The organism is Streptomyces akebiae, assembly GCF_019599145.1.
GTDB classification, from domain to species: Bacteria; Actinomycetota; Actinomycetes; order Streptomycetales; family Streptomycetaceae; genus Streptomyces; species Streptomyces akebiae.
The window spans coordinates 8,682,342-8,698,390 of sequence record NZ_CP080647.1; the positions used below are offsets into that span (position 1 = coordinate 8,682,342).

A 16,049-nucleotide genomic window follows, 5' to 3' on the forward strand; every position below is an offset into this window, starting at 1 on the left:
CCTCGGGTCAGTTCGCGTCCGCGACGGGCGTACGCTGCTCGCCGAGGTCGATGCGGCCGTCCGGGGTCGCGATCGTCGCCGTGATCACGTCCCCGGTGTGCAGGTAGTGCGGGTTCTTCGTCTGGCTCTTGAAGAAGGCCTTCCACTTCACCGCGGGCGGCAGCAGCGCGCCGATCTTCTCCACGGCCTTCGGCGGAGCCTTCAGCGCCGTACCACCGGGGGTTCCGGTGAGCAGCAGGTCGCCGGCGTCCAGGGTCTGGAAGCGGGCCAGCAGGGTGAGTGCCCGCGCCGGGCGGACGATCATGTCGGCGAGGGTGCGGTCCTGCCGTAGCTCGCCGTTGACGCTCAGCCTCAGTCGCAGATCCAGGAGATGGGCGAAGTCCTCCGGTTCGAGCAGCGTGAGGTGAGGGCCGGTCGGCGTGAAGGTCGGGTACGACTTGCTCTCGTAGAACTGCGTCTTGGTCAGCTGCACCTCGCGGGCGCTGATGTCGTTGGTGATCACCAGTCCGGCGACGTACGACGGCAGGTCCCGCTCCTCGACGACCGTGCCGACGGGCAGGGACGCACCCATGACGAGCCCGAGTTCGATCTCGTAGTCGAGGAACTTCACGTGCGTGGGGCGGACGACGGCCTCGCCAGGGCCGCTGACCGAGCCGGAGGCCTTGCGGAAGAAGGCGGGCGGGATGTCGCCCTTGAAGCCCGAATCGCGGGCGTGGCTACGGTAGTTGACCATCTGTGCGACGACGCGGCAGGGCGTGGTGACCGGGGACAGCAGGACCAGCTCGGTGACCGGCGTGCCCGGCTCGCGGGCGGCGGCGGCCTGCTGGACGGCGGCGCGGTCGGCCAGCAACTCGGCGGTGGTGACGGCCTTGGTCTCGACAGGGAAGGCTCGGTCGCCTCGGGCGACCCACCAGCCGTCGGCGGTGCGCAGGACATTGGTGCTCATGTCAGTGCCTTTGTGAGGGGATTCGCTTGCGGGGCGTTCAGGAGCTGGCGGCCTTGAGCAGGCCGAACAGTCGCGCCGGGTCCATCTCGTTGTCACCGCGCAGGGCCTCGATGACGTCACGGACCCGCTGCGGGGAGGGGTTGGCGCCGAGGAAGTCGCGGGTGGCCGGCGGTCCCCACTGGGCCAGACCGCTGGTTGACATGGGCGCCCAGCCCGGCTCCACGTCGCAGGAGAACAGGTCGCCGTCGGCGAAGTGCTCCAGCATGAAGTGGTCCGGGTCGCGCCAGTAGTCGAAGAGCTGGCTGCCCTGGATGTGCCGACCGATGCCCCAGCTGCGCTTGTAGCCGCGCTCCTTGAGGTACTCACCGCCGGCGGCGAGCGAGTCGAGATCGGTGACCTGGTAGGCGGAGTGGGCATAGCCGCTGCCCGGCCCCAGGTGCATCGCCAGGGTGTGGTGGTCGGCCGGCACGCCACCCAGGTCACAGCGGATGAATGCCATCGTCGGGCCCCGGTCGCGCTGCCCGTCCAGGAACAGGAAGTCGGAGACGATCATCCCGAGGGTGTCCAGGTACCAGTCCAGGGCCCGGCCGAACACCCGTGTCTCCAGCACCACATGCCCAAGACGCTGGATGCGGGAGGGCTCGCGTGGTGGCCGCTGGGTGGCGTTGGTACGACGGTGATCCGTGCCGAAGTTGAGGAGCAGCGGCTGCTGTTCCGGCAGCGCCGGGAGCTGATCGCCGCAGTGCACGACCCGCACCGGGAAGCCCGAGGGGTCGAGCAGGTCGATCACCTGGCCGCCGCCGGGAACGTCCCCTTCCCGTACGGACGATCCGGTGGCGCGGGCCAGCCGGTCCAGGTCGGCCCGCTCGGCAGCACGGAACGCCGGGCCGATGAAGCGGGAGGTGCGCCCCTTACGGATCACCACGCAGGGTGGGCCGGCGAAGGTGCCGCGCAGCCAGAGTTCCCGCTCGGTGCGTGCCGCGATGCCGAACCCGAAGTCCCGGGCGAAGACCTCGGCGCGGTCCAGGTCGGGCTTCTCGAACTCCAGCCAGGCCAGGTCCGCCACCTTGATCACTGGGTTCCGGGAGCGGCCGGGGTGTTCCCCTCGCAGGGCGCCCCGCTCGCTGTGGAGATCCTGGTGGGCCGTGATGACGTCGGCCCCGTTGACGTGGATTTCAGACATGGTGCCCTCCGAGCGACATCGCCGTAATGAGGAAATCATCAACTGTGACAGTTTCATCGTCAAGGCGTTCGCTGCGGGAAATGATGAATTCATCAGGACTGCTGCCGTCATCGTCCGGCGGTTAGACTCTGAGCATGTCTACGTCAGCCCTGCCTGGGAACCGGTTCGAGCGTCGTCGCGCGGAGACCCGCAACGCTCTTGTGCGAGCGGCCAGGCAGATACTCGCCGAGAGCGGTGACACCAGCGCGAGCATCCAGGCGATCGCCGAGCGCGCGGACGTGGGCTTCGGCTCCTTCTACAACCACTTCGACTCCAAGGCGGAGTTGTTCGAGACGGCGGTGGTGGACGCCTTGGAGGAGTTCGGTCAGGCCTTCGACGAGAGGCTGACGGGGATCGACGATCCGGCGGAACTGGTCGCCGCCGGCTTCCGGCTCAGCGCCCGTATGGCCGACTCGCATCCGGAGCTGATGCAGGTCCTGCGCCGCCGCGGCCTCGGCCACATCCACTCGGACAACGGCCTGGCCCGCCGGGCGCTGCGTGATCTCCAGGTCGGCATCGCCTCCGGCCGCTTCACCGCCCCCGACCCCGTGGTCGCCCTGTCCGTGCTGGGCGGAACCCTGCTGTCCCTGGTGGAGCTGCGCTTCGCCCGCCCCGAGGTGAACGGCGACCAGGCCGCGGTGAACCTCGCCGAGATGGTCCTGCGCATGCTGGGCCTGTCGACGGACGACGCCCACGAGGTCGCCCGGCGCCCCTTGCCCGACCTCGACTGACCTCAACCGGACGACGCGTCCGGGCGGAACGTGACCGGGCGGCCCGTGAAGTGGGCGTCGATCCCGTCCTCGGTGGTGGTGACCGACCGCAGGCGCAGCCCTTCTGGCCCGACTCGTCGCCTGCGACACCTCCACGCCGAGCGCGCTCGACGCGTCCGCGTACGACGGATGGGCGGTCGCCCGAAGGCTGCTGTCGGGGTCGGTCGTGTCGGACCTCCGGTCGACGGGGGGCGACCAGTAATTGCACATCTATGAATAACAAGCCGGTCTGCTCGTCGAGGCGGGAGATCCGTGGTGGCCGTGGTGGCCGTGGCGCGGTGGCTCGGCCACTCCACGCCGGCGATCACCCGCGGTTACTATGCTCACTTCATGTCAGAGGCCGGAAGTGAGGGGCGGACAACCCTTGACGGTCTGCTGGGGCGGCGGGGGATTCGCGTCCCGGTCGAAGCTCCCCAGTCTCTCCCCAGGGCTGATGGTGGGTGATTGGCGTCTTTCCGTGACTACGAGGTCGGCCGTGGATTGTAAGGGAAATGAAGTGGGTGGCCTGAGGAAATGTTGAAGCAGGTCGCCGCGACTCGCTATATCGCACCCCTGCGTGAGGGGGGATCGCTCCCTGGCCTCGTCGAAGCCGACGACCGCGGCACGTACGTCCTGAAGTTCACCGGCGCCGGTCAGGGCCGCAAGACGCTGGTCGCGGAGGTGGTCTGCGGCGAGTTGGCGCGCCGGCTCGGACTGCGTGTGCCCGGTCTCGCGACCGTCGACCTCGACCCCGTCCTGGGCCTCGGCGAACCCGACGAGCAGGTGCAGGAACTGATCAAGTCCAGCGGCGGCACCAACCTGGGCATGGACTTCCTGACCCGAGCCATCGGCTTCGATCCGCTGGCCTTCGAGGTCGGCCCCGAGGAGGCCGGGCGGATCGTCTGGTTCGACGCGCTGATCAACAACGTCGACCGCTCCTGGCGCAACCCCAACCTGCTGATGTGGCACGGCGAGCTGTGGCTCATCGACCACGGCGCCACCATGATCTGGCACCACCACTGGCCCGGCGCCCGTGCCTCCGCCGCCAAGCCGTACGACGCCGCCGACCACGCCCTCGCCCGCTTCGGCCCCGATGTCGCGGCGGCCGCCGCCGCCCTCGCGCCCCTGATCACCGAGGATCTGCTCGACGAGGTGACCGCCGAGATCCCGGACGTCTGGCTGATCGACGAGCCCGGCTTCGACTCGCCGGACGCGCTGCGGCGGGCGTACGCGCAACCCTTGCTCGCCCGTGCCGCCGGCATTCACGAACGCATCGAGGGGATCAAGTGAGCGACCGCTTCCTGGGGACCGGGGCGACCGGGCAGGACGTCTACGAGTACGCGCTGCTGCGGATCGTGCCCCGCATCGAGCGGGGCGAGTGCTTCAACGCGGGCGTCCTCGTGTACAGCCGCTCCCGGGCTCTGGTGGCGGCCCGTACGCACCTCGACGAGGCCAAGCTGCTCGCCCTCGACCCGGGGGCGGACGTGGCGGGCGTACGCGCCGCGCTGCGCGCCGTGGAGGGCGTGTGCGCCGGGGGAGAGGCGGCCGGGCAGGCCGCCCGTGACGACGCCGGACGGCGGTTCCGGTGGCTTGTCGCGCCCCGTTCCACGGTCGTCCAGGCCGGACCCGTGCACACTGGGCTCACCGCGGACCCGGCCGCGGAGGCCGAGCGGCTGCTCGCCCTGCTGGTGAAGTGAACGACCAAGGTAAGGGATCACACCTGGTGGAACGTTGACACCGCGTGCCAGGACTTCTAGCGTCACGTGTGCTGAAGGTACTAAGCGGTCGCTCACCAGATGGGGGCGCCGCAGGAGCCGCATCCCAAGGGCGAGGAGAACCAGCAATGTCCACCACTGAGCAGCGTGTCGCCGTGGTCACGGGTGGCGCGCGCGGCATCGGCGCCGCGACCGCCGTACGACTGGCCGCCGAGGGGCGGGCCGTCGCGGTGATCGACCTCGACGAGGCCGCGTGCAAGGACACCGTCGAGAAGATCACCGCCGCGGGCGGCAGGGCGCTCGCGGTCGGCTGCGACGTCTCCGACGAGGCCCAGGTCGAGGCCGCCGTCACCCGGATCGCCGAGGAACTGGGCGCCCCGACGATCCTGGTCAACAACGCGGGCGTGCTCCGCGACAACCTGCTGTTCAAGATGAGCGCGTCCGACTGGGACACGGTCATGAGCGTGCACCTGCGCGGGGCCTTCCTGATGGCGAAGGCCGTGCAGAAGTACATGGTCGAGGCCAAGTTCGGCCGGATCGTGAACCTGTCCTCGTCGTCCGCGCTCGGCAACCGGGGCCAGGTCAACTACTCCGCCGCCAAGGCCGGTCTGCAGGGCTTCACGAAGACCCTGGCCATCGAGCTCGGCAAGTTCGGCGTCACCGCCAACGCGGTCGCCCCCGGCTTCATCGTCACCGACATGACCGCCGCCACCGCCGCCCGCGTCGGCATGGGCTTCGAGGACTTCCAGGCGGCCGCGGCCACCCAGATCCCCGTGCAGCGTGTGGGCCGACCGGAGGACATCGCCGGAGCCATCGCCTACTTCACGGGCGAGGACGCCGGATTCGTCTCCGGCCAGGTGCTGTACGTCGCCGGCGGACCGCTCAACTAAGGGATCCAGAACATGACTTCGGTGGAACTCCCCGAGCCTTCGGGCAAGGTCGCGCTCATCACCGGCGCCAGCCGCGGCATCGGCTACGGCATCGCCGAGGCCCTCGTCGCGCGCGGCGACCGGGTCTGCATCACCGGCCGCAACGAGGACGCGCTCAAGGAGGCCGTCGAGCAGCTCGGCGCCGACCGCGTCATCGGCGTCGCCGGCAAGGCCCACGACGAGGCCCACCAGGCCCATGCCGTCGAGCGCACGATGGAGGCCTTCGGCCGCGTCGACTTCCTGGTCAACAACGCCGGAACGAACCCGGTGTTCGGCCCGATCGCCGACCTCGACCTGAACGTGGCCCGCAAGGTGTTCGAGACCAACGTCGTCTCCGCGCTCGGCTTCGCCCAGCGGACCTGGCACGCCTGGCAGAAGGACAACGGCGGCGCCATCGTCAACATCGCCTCCGTCGCCGGTGTCTCCGCGTCGCCGTTCATCGGCGCGTACGGCATCAGCAAGGCCGCCATGATCAACCTGACCATCCAGCTGGCGCACGAGTACGCGCCCAAGGTCCGGGCCAACGCGATCGCGCCCGCCGTGGTGAAGACCAAGTTCGCCCAGGCCCTCTACGAGGGCAGGGAGGCCGAGGCGGCCGCGTCCTACCCGCTCGGGCGGCTCGGCGTGCCCTCCGACATCGGGGGCGCCGCCGCCTTCCTCACCTCCGAGCAGTCCGACTGGATCACCGGACAGACCCTCGTGGTCGACGGCGGCATCTTCCTCAACGCCGGGGTGGGCTGACAGAGTACGCACGGGCGCCGGTGCGAGATTCACCGAACATCTCCGGCGCCCGTCCGCACCCCTCACGGGGCCTCGACAACGCCGTCACACGCGGACCGGCCGAGGGCTCCACCAGCCGGGCAGGACCGGTCGGCGGGCCTGCGGTATCGTTCGGCCACTCTTGGTACGGCATTTCGAGGAGCATGCACGTGTTCAACCGGAACCGATACTTGCCGCCACTCGCGGTGATCGCGTCCATATCCATGGTGACCGGGTGTGGTGTGTTCTCCTCGGACGCCTCCGACGAAGCGGACCCCATCATCGTGGGGACCACCAGTACGCCGAGCACCCTGGACCCGGCCGCGGCCTGGGACAGCTCCTGGGAGTTGATGCGCAACGTCTTCCAGCCCCTGCTCGGCTACTCGCCCGGCGGGTCCGAGCCCGAGCCGGACGCCGCCGAGAGCTGCGAGTTCACGGACAGCTCCAGCACGGTCTACAGCTGCACGCTGCGCGAGGGCCTGAAGTTCTCCAACGGGCACACGCTGGACGCCAAGGCCGTCAAGTACTCGTTCGACCGCATCAAGAAGATCAACGTCAACGGTGGCCCCGCCGGCCTGCTGACCACCCTCTCCCGGGTGCAGACGAAGGGCGACCGCGAGGTCGTCTTCCACCTCAGCCAGCCCGACGCGACCTTCCCCCTGGTGCTCACCACGCCCGCGATGTCGATCGTGGACCCGGAGGAGTACCCCGCGGACAAGCTCCGCGAGGGCGGGGACATCGCCGGCTCCGGGCCCTACAACCTCGCCTCCTACGACGAGGGCAAGACGGCCGAGCTGGTCCGCAACGACAACTACAAGGGCATCGCGGACCTCAAGAACTCCGCCGTCACCATCCAGTACTTCCAGCAGTCGGACACGATGGTGAAGGCCCTCAAGAACAAGGACATCTCGGTCATCTACCGGGGGCTCGGCGCCTCGGACATCGTGGACATCCAGGCCAACCACGACGAGGAGGGGCTCCAGATCGTGGAGAACCCCACCACCGAGATCAGCTACCTGGTGTTCAACCCCAAGGACCCCTGGACGAAGAACCCCGCGGTGCGCAAGGCCGTCGCCCAGGTCCTCGACCGGCCGGCGCTCGCGCACAACATCTACAAGGACACCGTCGAGCCGCTGTACTCCATGATCCCCAGGGGTCTGGTGGGCCACACGACGGGCTTCTTCGACGACTACGGCAACCCCAGCGCGACCAAGGCGAAGGCCATCCTCGCCGAAGCGGGCATCACCGAAACGGTTCCGCTGGAGCTCTGGTACACCACCGACCGCTACGGCTCCCAGACCAAGCCGGCCTTCGAGGAGCTGAAGCGACAGCTGGAGGGCTCCGGCCTGTTCGAGGTCACGCTGAAGAGCCGCCCCTGGAAGACCTACTCCGAGGGCTACCAGAAGGGCGAGTACCCGGTCTTCGGGCGCGGCTGGAACCCCGACTTCAACGACGCCGACAACTTCATCGCCCCCTTCGTGGGCGAGCAGAACGCGCTCGGCACGCCGTACGACGCCCCCGAGATCACCAAGAAGCTCCTGCCGGAGTCGCGCGCCGAGAGCGACCGCGGGGCCGTGTCCGAGGAGTTCGAGGAGGCCCAGCAGATCCTCGTGGACGACGCCCGTCTGATCCCGCTGTGGCAGGGCAAGGCGTACACGGCCGCGAACGAGGAGATCGCCGGCCTGGAGAACGTCATCGACCCCGCGACGATGATGATCATGTGGCAGCTGTCCTGGAAGACCAGTTGGTGATTTCGGGTGCCGGGTCCCGTTGTCAGTGGGCGCCTGTAGGTTCTGTGCTCTGACGGCGGCCGTGCTTCGCGCGGCTGCCCATGGCCGCGCGTTCCGTGGCCGTGAAATGAGCGCACACCGGAGGAAGTTGACGTGACCGACATCGCCATGCTGCCCGAGTCCTGGCGCGGGGCCCTGGGGGACGAGCTGCAGCAGCCTTACTTCAAGGAACTCACCGAGTTCGTCGAGGAAGAGCGTGCGAAGGGTCCCGTCTACCCTCCCCGTGAGCAGGTCTTCGCCGCGCTCGACGCCACGCCGTACGAGAGCGTGAAGGTGCTGGTCCTCGGCCAGGACCCCTACCACGGCGAGGGCCAGGGCCACGGGCTGTGCTTCTCCGTGCGGCCCGGGGTGAAGACCCCGCCGTCGCTGCGGAACATCTACAAGGAGATGCAGGCCGAGCTGGGCACCCCGATCCCGGACAACGGCTATCTGATGCCGTGGGCCCAGCAGGGCGTTCTGCTGCTCAACGCGGTCCTCACGGTCCGGGCCGGCGAGGCCAACTCGCACAAGGGCAAGGGCTGGGAGAAGTTCACCGACGCCGTGATCCGCGCGGTGGCCGACCGGCCCGACCCGGCGGTCTTCGTGCTGTGGGGCAACTACGCGCAGAAGAAGCTCCCGCTGATCGACGAGGAGCGCCACGTGGTGGTGAAGGGCGCGCACCCCTCGCCGCTGTCGGCCAAGAAGTTCTTCGGCTCCCAGCCGTTCACGCAGATCAACGAGGCCGTCGCCCGGCAGGGCCACGAGGCGATCGACTGGACGATCCCCGACCTCGGCTGACGGGCCGCTCGTCCCGCCGCACCCGCCGCCCCCTGCCCCACCCCCTCCGTACGCGCGTGTCCGTCCGGCGGCCGTACGGCCGCCGGGGCGCCCCCGCGGTCGTACGGAGCGGCCTGACCGGGATTGCGGGTGCCTGCCGTTAGCGTCGGGAGGGACAGGCAGGTCTCAGGGCCGACGAGTGCGGAGGACGCGGTGGTGGAGCGACAGGACCGGATGGCGCCGGACGCCGTGATGACCCGGATCGGGCAGGCGGTCATGCTGCACCACGGAGGTGACCGCGAGGAGGCCCGGGACCGTCTGCTGCGGCTGTGGGCGGAGCTCGGGGAGGACGGCGCCCCGCTCCACCGCTGCACCCTGGCGCACTACATGGCCGACACCCAGGACGACCCCGACACCGAACTGGCCTGGGACCTCAGGGCGTTGTCGGCGGCCGACGAACTCTCCGAGGGCCGTACGGCGCAGGCCGGCGACGAGCTCGCGGTGCGGGCCTTCTACCCCTCGCTCCACCTCAACCTCGCCGCCGACTACGCCAGGCTGGGCCGCCACGACGCGGCCCGCAGCCACCTGCGGCTGGCCCGGGGAGCGCTGGCCACCCTGGGGGACGACGGCCATGGCGACGGCGTCCGCACCGCCCTGGCCCGCCTGGAGGCCCGGCTCGACGAGACGGGCCCCACCGAAGGTGAGACACCGGGGCCGCCGCGACAGCGACCCTAGGGCCCTGAGGGGTGTTGCCGGGCCGGGCGCCGGCCTGGTGCGGGGGCCGTCGGGGATCAACGGCCGTAGACGTCCTTGCAGATGGCTGCCTGGGGGGTGTCCTTGCCCCAGCCGCCGTATCTGTGGCCGAGTGCGCAGACGTCGGAGTTCTTCGGCGGGGTCGTCGGGACGGACTTGGGCAGGGGCGGGATCTCGACGTGGGGGCGGGAACCGGGCGGCGGGCCCGGCCGCTCGCGGGGAGCCGGCCGCTCGTCGCGGGGTGGCGGGGGCGCGGCGGGGGTCGGGGCGGCGTCGGTGACGGGCGGGGCGGACGTGGCGGGCTTCGGCTCCGGGGGCGCGCTCGGGGTGGGTTCGCGCGGTGGGCCGACCCGTCTCAGGGCCTCGCGCGCCGGAGCCTCCACGATCTGGGTCTCTGTGGTGCCGTCCGGGCGGGGTTCCGAGGGCCGGGACGGGAGGGGCGATGCCTGCCGCGGGGGCGGGTGGGGCGCGGTCACGCAGCCGGTGAGAGCCGAGACGGCCACGGTGACCAGGAGCGTTGCGGTGGTGGTCGGTCGATGCACGCGCGCAACTCTGCTGTGTCCGCGCCGCTTTGGGGAGGGAGCGGGCGGATGATGCCCCACACGGGTGACGCCCGTGGCTCCCCGACGACGCCACGCGCCGCACCCTGCGGGAACGCGACCCCGGCCTCCGCTCCCCGGTTCCTTGCTTCCCCCGGTCTGACGCCCCCGGTCCGTCGCCTCCCCGGTCCGTCGCCTTCCCGGTCCTTGCCCCCGCCTCGTTCAGTACCCGGTGGCCCCGTCGATCCGCTCCCGGAGCAGGTCCGCGTGACCGTTGTGCCGCGCGTACTCCTCGATCATGTGGGTGTAGAGCCACCGCAGGCTCGGCGCCTCGCCCGACCGCCGGTGAACGGCCTTGGCGACGTCGTCCAGGGCGAAGCCCTCCGCGTTGCGGCGGGCGATCGCGATCTCCGCCTGCCAGGTGCCGTACGCCTCCCCCCAGGTGTCGGCCGGGGTGGGGTGGAACTCCCCGTCCGGATCCGCTTCGCTGAAGTAGATCGGCCCCTGGTCGTCGTCCACGAGCACCTTGCGGAACCAGATGCGCTCGACCTCCGCCATGTGCCGTACCAGACCGAGGAGGGACAGCTGCGAGGGCGGGACCGAGGCGCGACGCAACTGGTCGTCGTCCAGGCCCTCGCACTTGAGCGCGAGGGTCTGCCGGTGGTAGTCGAGCCAGCCTTCGAGCATGGCCCGTTCGTCGGCGGTGACGGAGGGTTCGGAGCGCAGTTCGGTCATGCCGGCCATCCTCGCAGCCCCCGTATGCTGCCGACGAGGCATTTCGACGGCACACCGTGGACGGGAGACCCCTGTGAAGGTCGGCTGCATCGGGCTCGGCGACATCGCGCGGAAGGCGTATCTGCCGGTGCTCGGCACCCAACCGGGGCTCGAACTCCATCTCCAGACACGGACGCCCGCCACCCTCACCCGCGTCGCCGACAGCCTCCACCTCCCGCCGGACCGGCGGCACACCGGCCTCGACGCGCTGCTGGCCCAGGACCTCGACGCGGCCTTCGTGCACGCGCCCACCGTGGCCCACCCCGAGATCGTGGAACGCCTGCTGGAGGCGGGGGTGCCGACATACGTCGACAAGCCGCTCGCCTACGAACTGGCCGACTCGGAACGGCTCGTACGGCTCGCGGAGGAGCGCGGCGTCGGGCTCGCCGTGGGATTCAACCGGCGGTACGCGCCCGGATACGCCCAGTGCGCGGACCATCCGCGCGAGCTGATCCTCATGCAGAAGAACCGCATCGGCCTGCCCGAGGTGCCGCGCACGATGGTCCTGGACGACTTCATCCATGTCGTGGACACCCTGCGGTTCCTGGTGCCGGGCGAGATCGAGGACGTGACCGTACGAGCCCGGACCGAGGGCGGACTGCTGCACCACGTCGTGCTCCAGCTCTCCGGAGCGGGATTCACCGCGCTCGGTGTCATGAACCGGCTCAGCGGCTCGGCGGAGGAGATCCTGGAGGTCTCCGGACAGGACACCAAGCGACAGGTCGTGAACCTCGCCGAGGTCGTCGACCACAAGGGACAGCCGTCGATCAGGCGGCGGGGCGACTGGGTGCCGGTGGCCCGACAGCGCGGCATCGAGCAGGCCGTCCTCGCCTTCCTCGACGCGGTGCGCGCGGGCCGGGTGCTCAGCGCGCGGGACGCGCTGGCGACCCATGAGCTGTGCGAGCGGGTGGTGCGGGCGGTGGAGGACCGGTCCGCCGCCTGACCCGTACGGCCCGCCCGCCCTCGAAGGCGGCCCAGGCGAGCAGGGTCAGCAGCGCCGCGTCCACCGGCCAGTCCCCGAAGCGGACGTACGGCGTCGTACCACTCGCCAGCGGCACGTCGTACACCCCCGTCGTGCTCTCGTCCGTGCCGAGCCGGGCGCCGACGCGCTCGCCGTCCGGGCCGTGGACCGCCGAGACGCCGGTGAGCGTCGCGTGGGCCATCGGGCGACCGGTCTCGGCGGCCCGCAGCGCCGCCAGCGAGGCGTGCTGCTCGGGGGCCCAGCTCTGCTGGAACGTCGAGGTCGCCGACTGCGCGAGCAGCAACTCGGCGCCGTCCCGGGCGAGATGACGGCTCATGTCGGGGAAGGCGGACTCGAAGCAGACCATGGGGCCGATCCGCAGTCCCTTCCCGGAGTCGAACACGACCTGCTCGGTGCCGCGCCTGCGGTCCTCGCCGGCCGCCTCACCGACGGAGGTGGCCCAGCCGAGCAGCGAGCGCATCGGGATGTACTCGCCGAAGGGGACCAGGCGCATCTTGTCGTAGCGGTCGCCGGTCGGGCCGTCCGGCCCCACGAGCACCGAACTCTTGTAGATGCCGGGACGGTCGGAGCGGCGGGCGTCCACGTTCACCAGGATGTTCGTGTCCGTCTCGCGGGCCAGTGCGGCGATCCGGTCGGCGAGGTCGGGGCGGTCGGCGAGGTCGTGGCCGACGCTGCTCTCGCCCCACACGATCAGGTCGAGGTGCTGCCCGGCGAGCCGTCGGGTGAGCGCCTCCTCACGGTCGAACCGGTTGTCGGGGCCGTCGGTGACACCGGGCTGCACGACGGCGATCCGCACCTCGCCCCGGACGTCGGGACGCGGCGACCACAGCCACACCGCCGAGGTCGCGGTGGCCGTCGCGACGAGACCGGCGAGCGCCGGCGCCCGCGACCGGCGTACGGCGACCAGCACGGTGACCGCGACGTTGACGGCCACCAGCAGGAAGCTGATCAGCCAGACCCCGCCGACCGAGGCCAGTCGCAGCGCGGGCTCCACCTGCCACTGGCTGGACCCCAGCAGCCCCCACGGCCCGCCGAGGCCCTGCCAGGAGCGGACGAGCTCGATCGCCAGCCAGCCCGACGGCACGACCAGCAGCGCGGCGGCGACCCGGCCCGGCGACGGCGCCCCGGCCAGGAACCGGCGCACCAGCCAGGCCCAGGGGGCCCACAGCGCACCCAGCAGGCCGGCGATGACCAGGGTGAACACATGGAGGTTCGGCAGCAGCCAGTGGTGCATGGCCAGCATGAACGCGCATCCGCCGAGCCAGCCGTCGTACATGGCCCGGCGCCCGGTAGGGGCCGTGCGGATCACGAGCATCCACGGCACCAGCGCCCCCCACGCGAACCACCACAGGCCCGGTGCGGGGAACGCCAGCACCGGCAGGGCCCCGGCCACGACGAGCACTGCTCGTCGCCGCCACGGGGAGGCCGACCAGTCCGCCGTCCGCCGCCATGGGGAGGCCACCCAGTCCGCCGTCCGCATACAGCGCCTCCCTCCCCACCGGTGAGTTCTTCCAGTGTGCGCGCCGGGGACGATCTCCGACAGAGGGCCTGGACGGTGTGGGGGTGGTCAGGCCGGGGAGGGGTGCTGGGCGGGGGCGAGGCCCTCGGGGGCGCGGCGCCATTTCTCCTGGACGACGACCTCGCGCAGGCGCCAGCCGTCCGGCGTGCGGACCAGGGCGAAGGCGTAGCGGCCGCCGCAGACGAAGTCGGGGGCGGTGGATCCCCCGTCGTGGCCGGCGAAGCGCATCGGGTTGACGTAGTCCGCCCGGACCCGGGCGGTGTCGCCGGTGTCCTGCTCCAACAGTTCGAAGCTCAACCGCCGGTTGACGATCAGGTGCTGGCGCATGGGGAAGAGCTCCATGCTCCGCGCCAGCCACCCGGCGACCTGCCCGGCGTCGCCCTCGATGCCGCCGGCCGAGCGGTAGTCCGCGCGGCCCTGCGGGGCGAACAGGTCCCGGTACGCCGCCCAGTCGCCGTCGTCCACCGCCACCGCGTACTCGGTGATCAGGCCGTCGACGGCGAGTCGGTCCATCACGGTCGCGAGCTCCACACGCTGCGTCATCGGCACAGTCTTGGGGCAGGACACGCGCCACGCCAAGGGGCGTGCGGTCGGATGGGGGATATTTCCGGGACGGGGGGCGGCTCCGGGCCGCGCGTCATCCGTGGATATTCGGTGGCTCGAAGGCGTCGCCGTGATCGAACCTGGTCCCCGTGAGTGAAAGTGAACGCCCTTCGGCGACCGAGCCCAGGTTCCGTGTCCGTGCCCGCCACACGGCCGACACGGTCACCGTCTACCAGGCGTACCGCCCGGAGATAGGCGGCCCGGCCGCGCGGCACGGCCGTTTCCCGGCCGCGTGGAAGCGGGACCGGATGACCTGGGTCATCAAGCCGCGTTCACAGCCTCCAGGGGCGCGCCGGGACGGGGCAAGCCGAGTGACCCGTTCGAGCGCGGTCCAGCGTCGAAGAACGAACCATCGCCGTCCCACCCCCGGGAAGCAGGTGCGCTCGGCCGTGCCGCTGATGCCGCCACCAGCCGTCAGGCCCGATCACGGTCGCCCCGGCCCGTGGCCGACGGCTCGGCGGGCATGGCAGACGGGAGGCATTCACCTCACTGGGACACTTGGGTGATGAGGTGCGAGGAGTTCGCCGCGCTCGGCACTCACCACCCCCGCAGGAGATAATGAGGGTTCGCCGCGGTAGGTGAGGTGATGGCGGTGCCTCCATGGCATCTGCGCGACTATCACGATGACGATCTTGACCAGGCCATCGAGATCTGGGACCAGAGCCGTCAGGCCGACGAGGACCGGGTGTTTCCTGTCTCCGAGGTGATGGCCGCGGCCAAGGCAGGACAGACGGCGGTGGTCGCGGTGGTCGGCGATGAACTGGTGGGCATGGCCGTGGCGCAGGCCTACGGCCAGCGGGGGTGGATCCTCCTGGTGGCACTCGCCTCCCGCTGGCGTGAGCGCGGGATCGGCAGTGCTCTCCTCGCCGAGCTCGAACGGCGCCTGCGGGCCGTGGGCGTGCGCCACATCAGCGCGCTGCTGCCCGCCCACGCCGCCGGCACGAAGGCTCTGGAGCACTCCGGCTACCAGTCCCGCGACGGCCTGACCTACTACGAGAAGCTCGAACCACCCGGAGCCCCCAACGCTGATGTCCTCGCGTCACTGGGCGGCCGGATGCTGCTCGGGGAACTGTGGGACGCCATGGCCGGCATGGAGCGGGAGAAACAGGTCGTCGAGCGCCGGGTCGTGCTCCCACTGACGGAGCCTGGGCTGGCCGACCGTTACGGGGTCGTCCCTCCGAAGGCAATCATCCTGTTCGGCCCTCCCGGCACCGGGAAGACCAGCTTTGCCAAGGCGGTCGCCTCCCGGCTCGGCTGGCCGTTCGTGGAGCTCTTCCCCTCCCGGCTCGCGGCCGACACGAGCGAGGGGCTGGCTACGGCGCTGCGGGAGGCCTTCGCGGACCTGGCGGAACTCGACTCGGTGCTGCTCTTCATCGACGAGGTCGAAGAGATCGCCGGCGTGCGGTCCGGGAAAGCGGTCGATCCGGGACATGGGGTGACCAACGAGTTGCTCAAACTGATCCCTGTCTTCCGTGAACACGACGCACGGCTGCTGGCCTGTGCCACCAACTCCGTGCGCTCGCTGGACCCGGCCTTCTTGCGGCCGGGCCGGTTCGACTACGTCATTCCCATCGGCCCACCCGACCCGACCGCCCGCGCGGCGATCTGGGCCCGCTATCTCAGGGCCGCCGGTGACTCGGTGGACCTCATGCAACTGGTCGAGGCCAGCGAGTTGTTCACCCCGGCCGACATCGAATTCGCAGCCCGCAAGGGCGCGCAGGCGGCGTTCGAGCGCGAGGTCGCACAGCGAGAGGGCCGACCGGCCACCACCGATGACTTCATGACCGCCATCGCCGACACCCGGCCGACGCTCACCGCACTGGCGATCAAGGAGTTCACCGAGGACATCGAGAAGTACAGTCGCCTCTGAGACCGGTGCCGGCGCTCAGTGCGGGTCTCCGGTCCGCGCAAGTGAGGCGACCGATGCCTCCGTGCACGTGACAAGGTCTGTGGACACGGCTTGACCTGGATCATCAAGCAGCGTTCACAGACCCTCGCCGCCATGTGACCCGT

Annotated in this window: 16 protein-coding genes and 1 pseudogene; 11 read left to right on the forward strand and 6 right to left on the reverse strand. The window is 70.7% G+C overall.

From position 1 onward, the window contains the following. Positions 1 to 7: 7 nt before the first annotated feature. Positions 8 to 946, reverse strand: a complete 939-nt coding sequence (locus tag K1J60_RS37715; protein WP_220650125.1) for a fumarylacetoacetate hydrolase family protein — start codon at positions 944 to 946, stop codon at positions 8 to 10. Between the two features lie 37 nt (positions 947 to 983). Further along, positions 984 to 2,129: a VOC family protein gene (locus K1J60_RS37720; RefSeq protein ID WP_220650126.1), complete on the reverse strand. Its 1,146-nt coding sequence runs from the start codon at positions 2,127 to 2,129 to the stop codon at positions 984 to 986. 134 nt (positions 2,130 to 2,263) lie between these two features. On the opposite strand from K1J60_RS37720, the gene K1J60_RS37725 reads away from it, so the two are divergent. The 8 genes from K1J60_RS37725 (at position 2,264) to K1J60_RS37760 (ending at position 9,601) form a co-directional block, all read left to right on the forward strand. Next, the gene (locus K1J60_RS37725) at positions 2,264 to 2,899 is read left to right on the forward strand and encodes a TetR/AcrR family transcriptional regulator (protein ID WP_220650127.1); all 636 of its coding nucleotides are present in this window, start codon (positions 2,264 to 2,266) and stop codon (positions 2,897 to 2,899) included. A gap of 552 nt (positions 2,900 to 3,451) precedes the next feature. Continuing rightward, complete coding sequence (locus K1J60_RS37730; protein WP_220650128.1) at positions 3,452 to 4,207, forward strand: HipA family kinase; 756 nt, start codon at positions 3,452 to 3,454, stop codon at positions 4,205 to 4,207. Continuing rightward, a complete protein-coding gene (locus K1J60_RS37735) occupies positions 4,204 to 4,614 on the forward strand; it encodes a DUF3037 domain-containing protein (RefSeq protein WP_033528945.1) in 411 nt (136 codons plus the stop codon). Before K1J60_RS37730 ends, K1J60_RS37735 begins: the two co-directional genes overlap by 4 nt. Positions 4,615 to 4,760: 146 nt before the next feature. Then, positions 4,761 to 5,522, forward strand: coding sequence for a 3-oxoacyl-ACP reductase FabG (gene fabG / locus K1J60_RS37740; RefSeq protein ID WP_033528946.1), 762 nt, complete (start codon positions 4,761 to 4,763; stop codon positions 5,520 to 5,522). 12 nt (positions 5,523 to 5,534) lie between these two features. Beyond that, positions 5,535 to 6,302, forward strand: a complete 768-nt coding sequence (locus K1J60_RS37745) for an SDR family oxidoreductase (protein WP_220650129.1) — start codon at positions 5,535 to 5,537, stop codon at positions 6,300 to 6,302. A 188-nt stretch (positions 6,303 to 6,490) separates the two neighbouring features. Beyond that, positions 6,491 to 8,071, forward strand: a complete 1,581-nt coding sequence (locus K1J60_RS37750) for an ABC transporter substrate-binding protein (protein ID WP_220650130.1) — start codon at positions 6,491 to 6,493, stop codon at positions 8,069 to 8,071. Between the two features lie 132 nt (positions 8,072 to 8,203). Further along, the gene (locus K1J60_RS37755) at positions 8,204 to 8,887 is read left to right on the forward strand and encodes a uracil-DNA glycosylase (protein WP_220650131.1); all 684 of its coding nucleotides are present in this window, start codon (positions 8,204 to 8,206) and stop codon (positions 8,885 to 8,887) included. 192 nt (positions 8,888 to 9,079) lie between these two features. Then, positions 9,080 to 9,601, forward strand: coding sequence for a hypothetical protein (locus K1J60_RS37760; RefSeq protein ID WP_220650132.1), 522 nt, complete (start codon positions 9,080 to 9,082; stop codon positions 9,599 to 9,601). A gap of 56 nt (positions 9,602 to 9,657) precedes the next feature. Here K1J60_RS37760 and K1J60_RS37765 read toward each other — a convergent pair whose 3' ends face one another. Together K1J60_RS37765 and K1J60_RS37770 are read right to left on the reverse strand one after the other, a co-directional pair. Continuing rightward, the gene (locus tag K1J60_RS37765; protein WP_220650133.1) at positions 9,658 to 10,161 is read right to left on the reverse strand and encodes a hypothetical protein; all 504 of its coding nucleotides are present in this window, start codon (positions 10,159 to 10,161) and stop codon (positions 9,658 to 9,660) included. 219 nt (positions 10,162 to 10,380) lie between these two features. Next, positions 10,381 to 10,893, reverse strand: a complete 513-nt coding sequence (locus tag K1J60_RS37770) for a DinB family protein (RefSeq protein WP_220650134.1) — start codon at positions 10,891 to 10,893, stop codon at positions 10,381 to 10,383. Between the two features lie 73 nt (positions 10,894 to 10,966). Between K1J60_RS37770 and K1J60_RS37775 the strand changes: the two genes are divergently transcribed. Beyond that, positions 10,967 to 11,875, forward strand: coding sequence for a Gfo/Idh/MocA family protein (locus K1J60_RS37775; protein ID WP_220650135.1), 909 nt, complete (start codon positions 10,967 to 10,969; stop codon positions 11,873 to 11,875). Here K1J60_RS37775 and lnt read toward each other — a convergent pair. Beyond that, complete coding sequence (gene lnt, locus K1J60_RS37780) at positions 11,796 to 13,394, reverse strand: apolipoprotein N-acyltransferase (RefSeq protein ID WP_220650136.1); 1,599 nt, start codon at positions 13,392 to 13,394, stop codon at positions 11,796 to 11,798. The genes K1J60_RS37775 and lnt overlap by 80 nt on opposite strands. 87 nt (positions 13,395 to 13,481) lie before the next feature. After that, on the reverse strand, positions 13,482 to 13,976 hold the full coding sequence (locus K1J60_RS37785) for a nuclear transport factor 2 family protein (RefSeq protein ID WP_220650137.1): 495 nt from the start codon (positions 13,974 to 13,976) through the stop codon (positions 13,482 to 13,484). A 140-nt stretch (positions 13,977 to 14,116) separates the two neighbouring features. Here K1J60_RS37785 and K1J60_RS37790 point away from each other — a divergent pair. After that, positions 14,117 to 14,305: pseudogene (locus tag K1J60_RS37790) on the forward strand (DUF4291 family protein); the annotation flags it as partial. 317 nt (positions 14,306 to 14,622) lie between these two features. Beyond that, positions 14,623 to 15,906 (forward strand): ATP-binding protein, encoded by a 1,284-nt coding sequence (locus K1J60_RS37795; RefSeq protein ID WP_220650138.1) that lies wholly within the window; start codon positions 14,623 to 14,625, stop codon positions 15,904 to 15,906. The last annotated feature ends 143 nt before the right edge of the window (positions 15,907 to 16,049 follow it).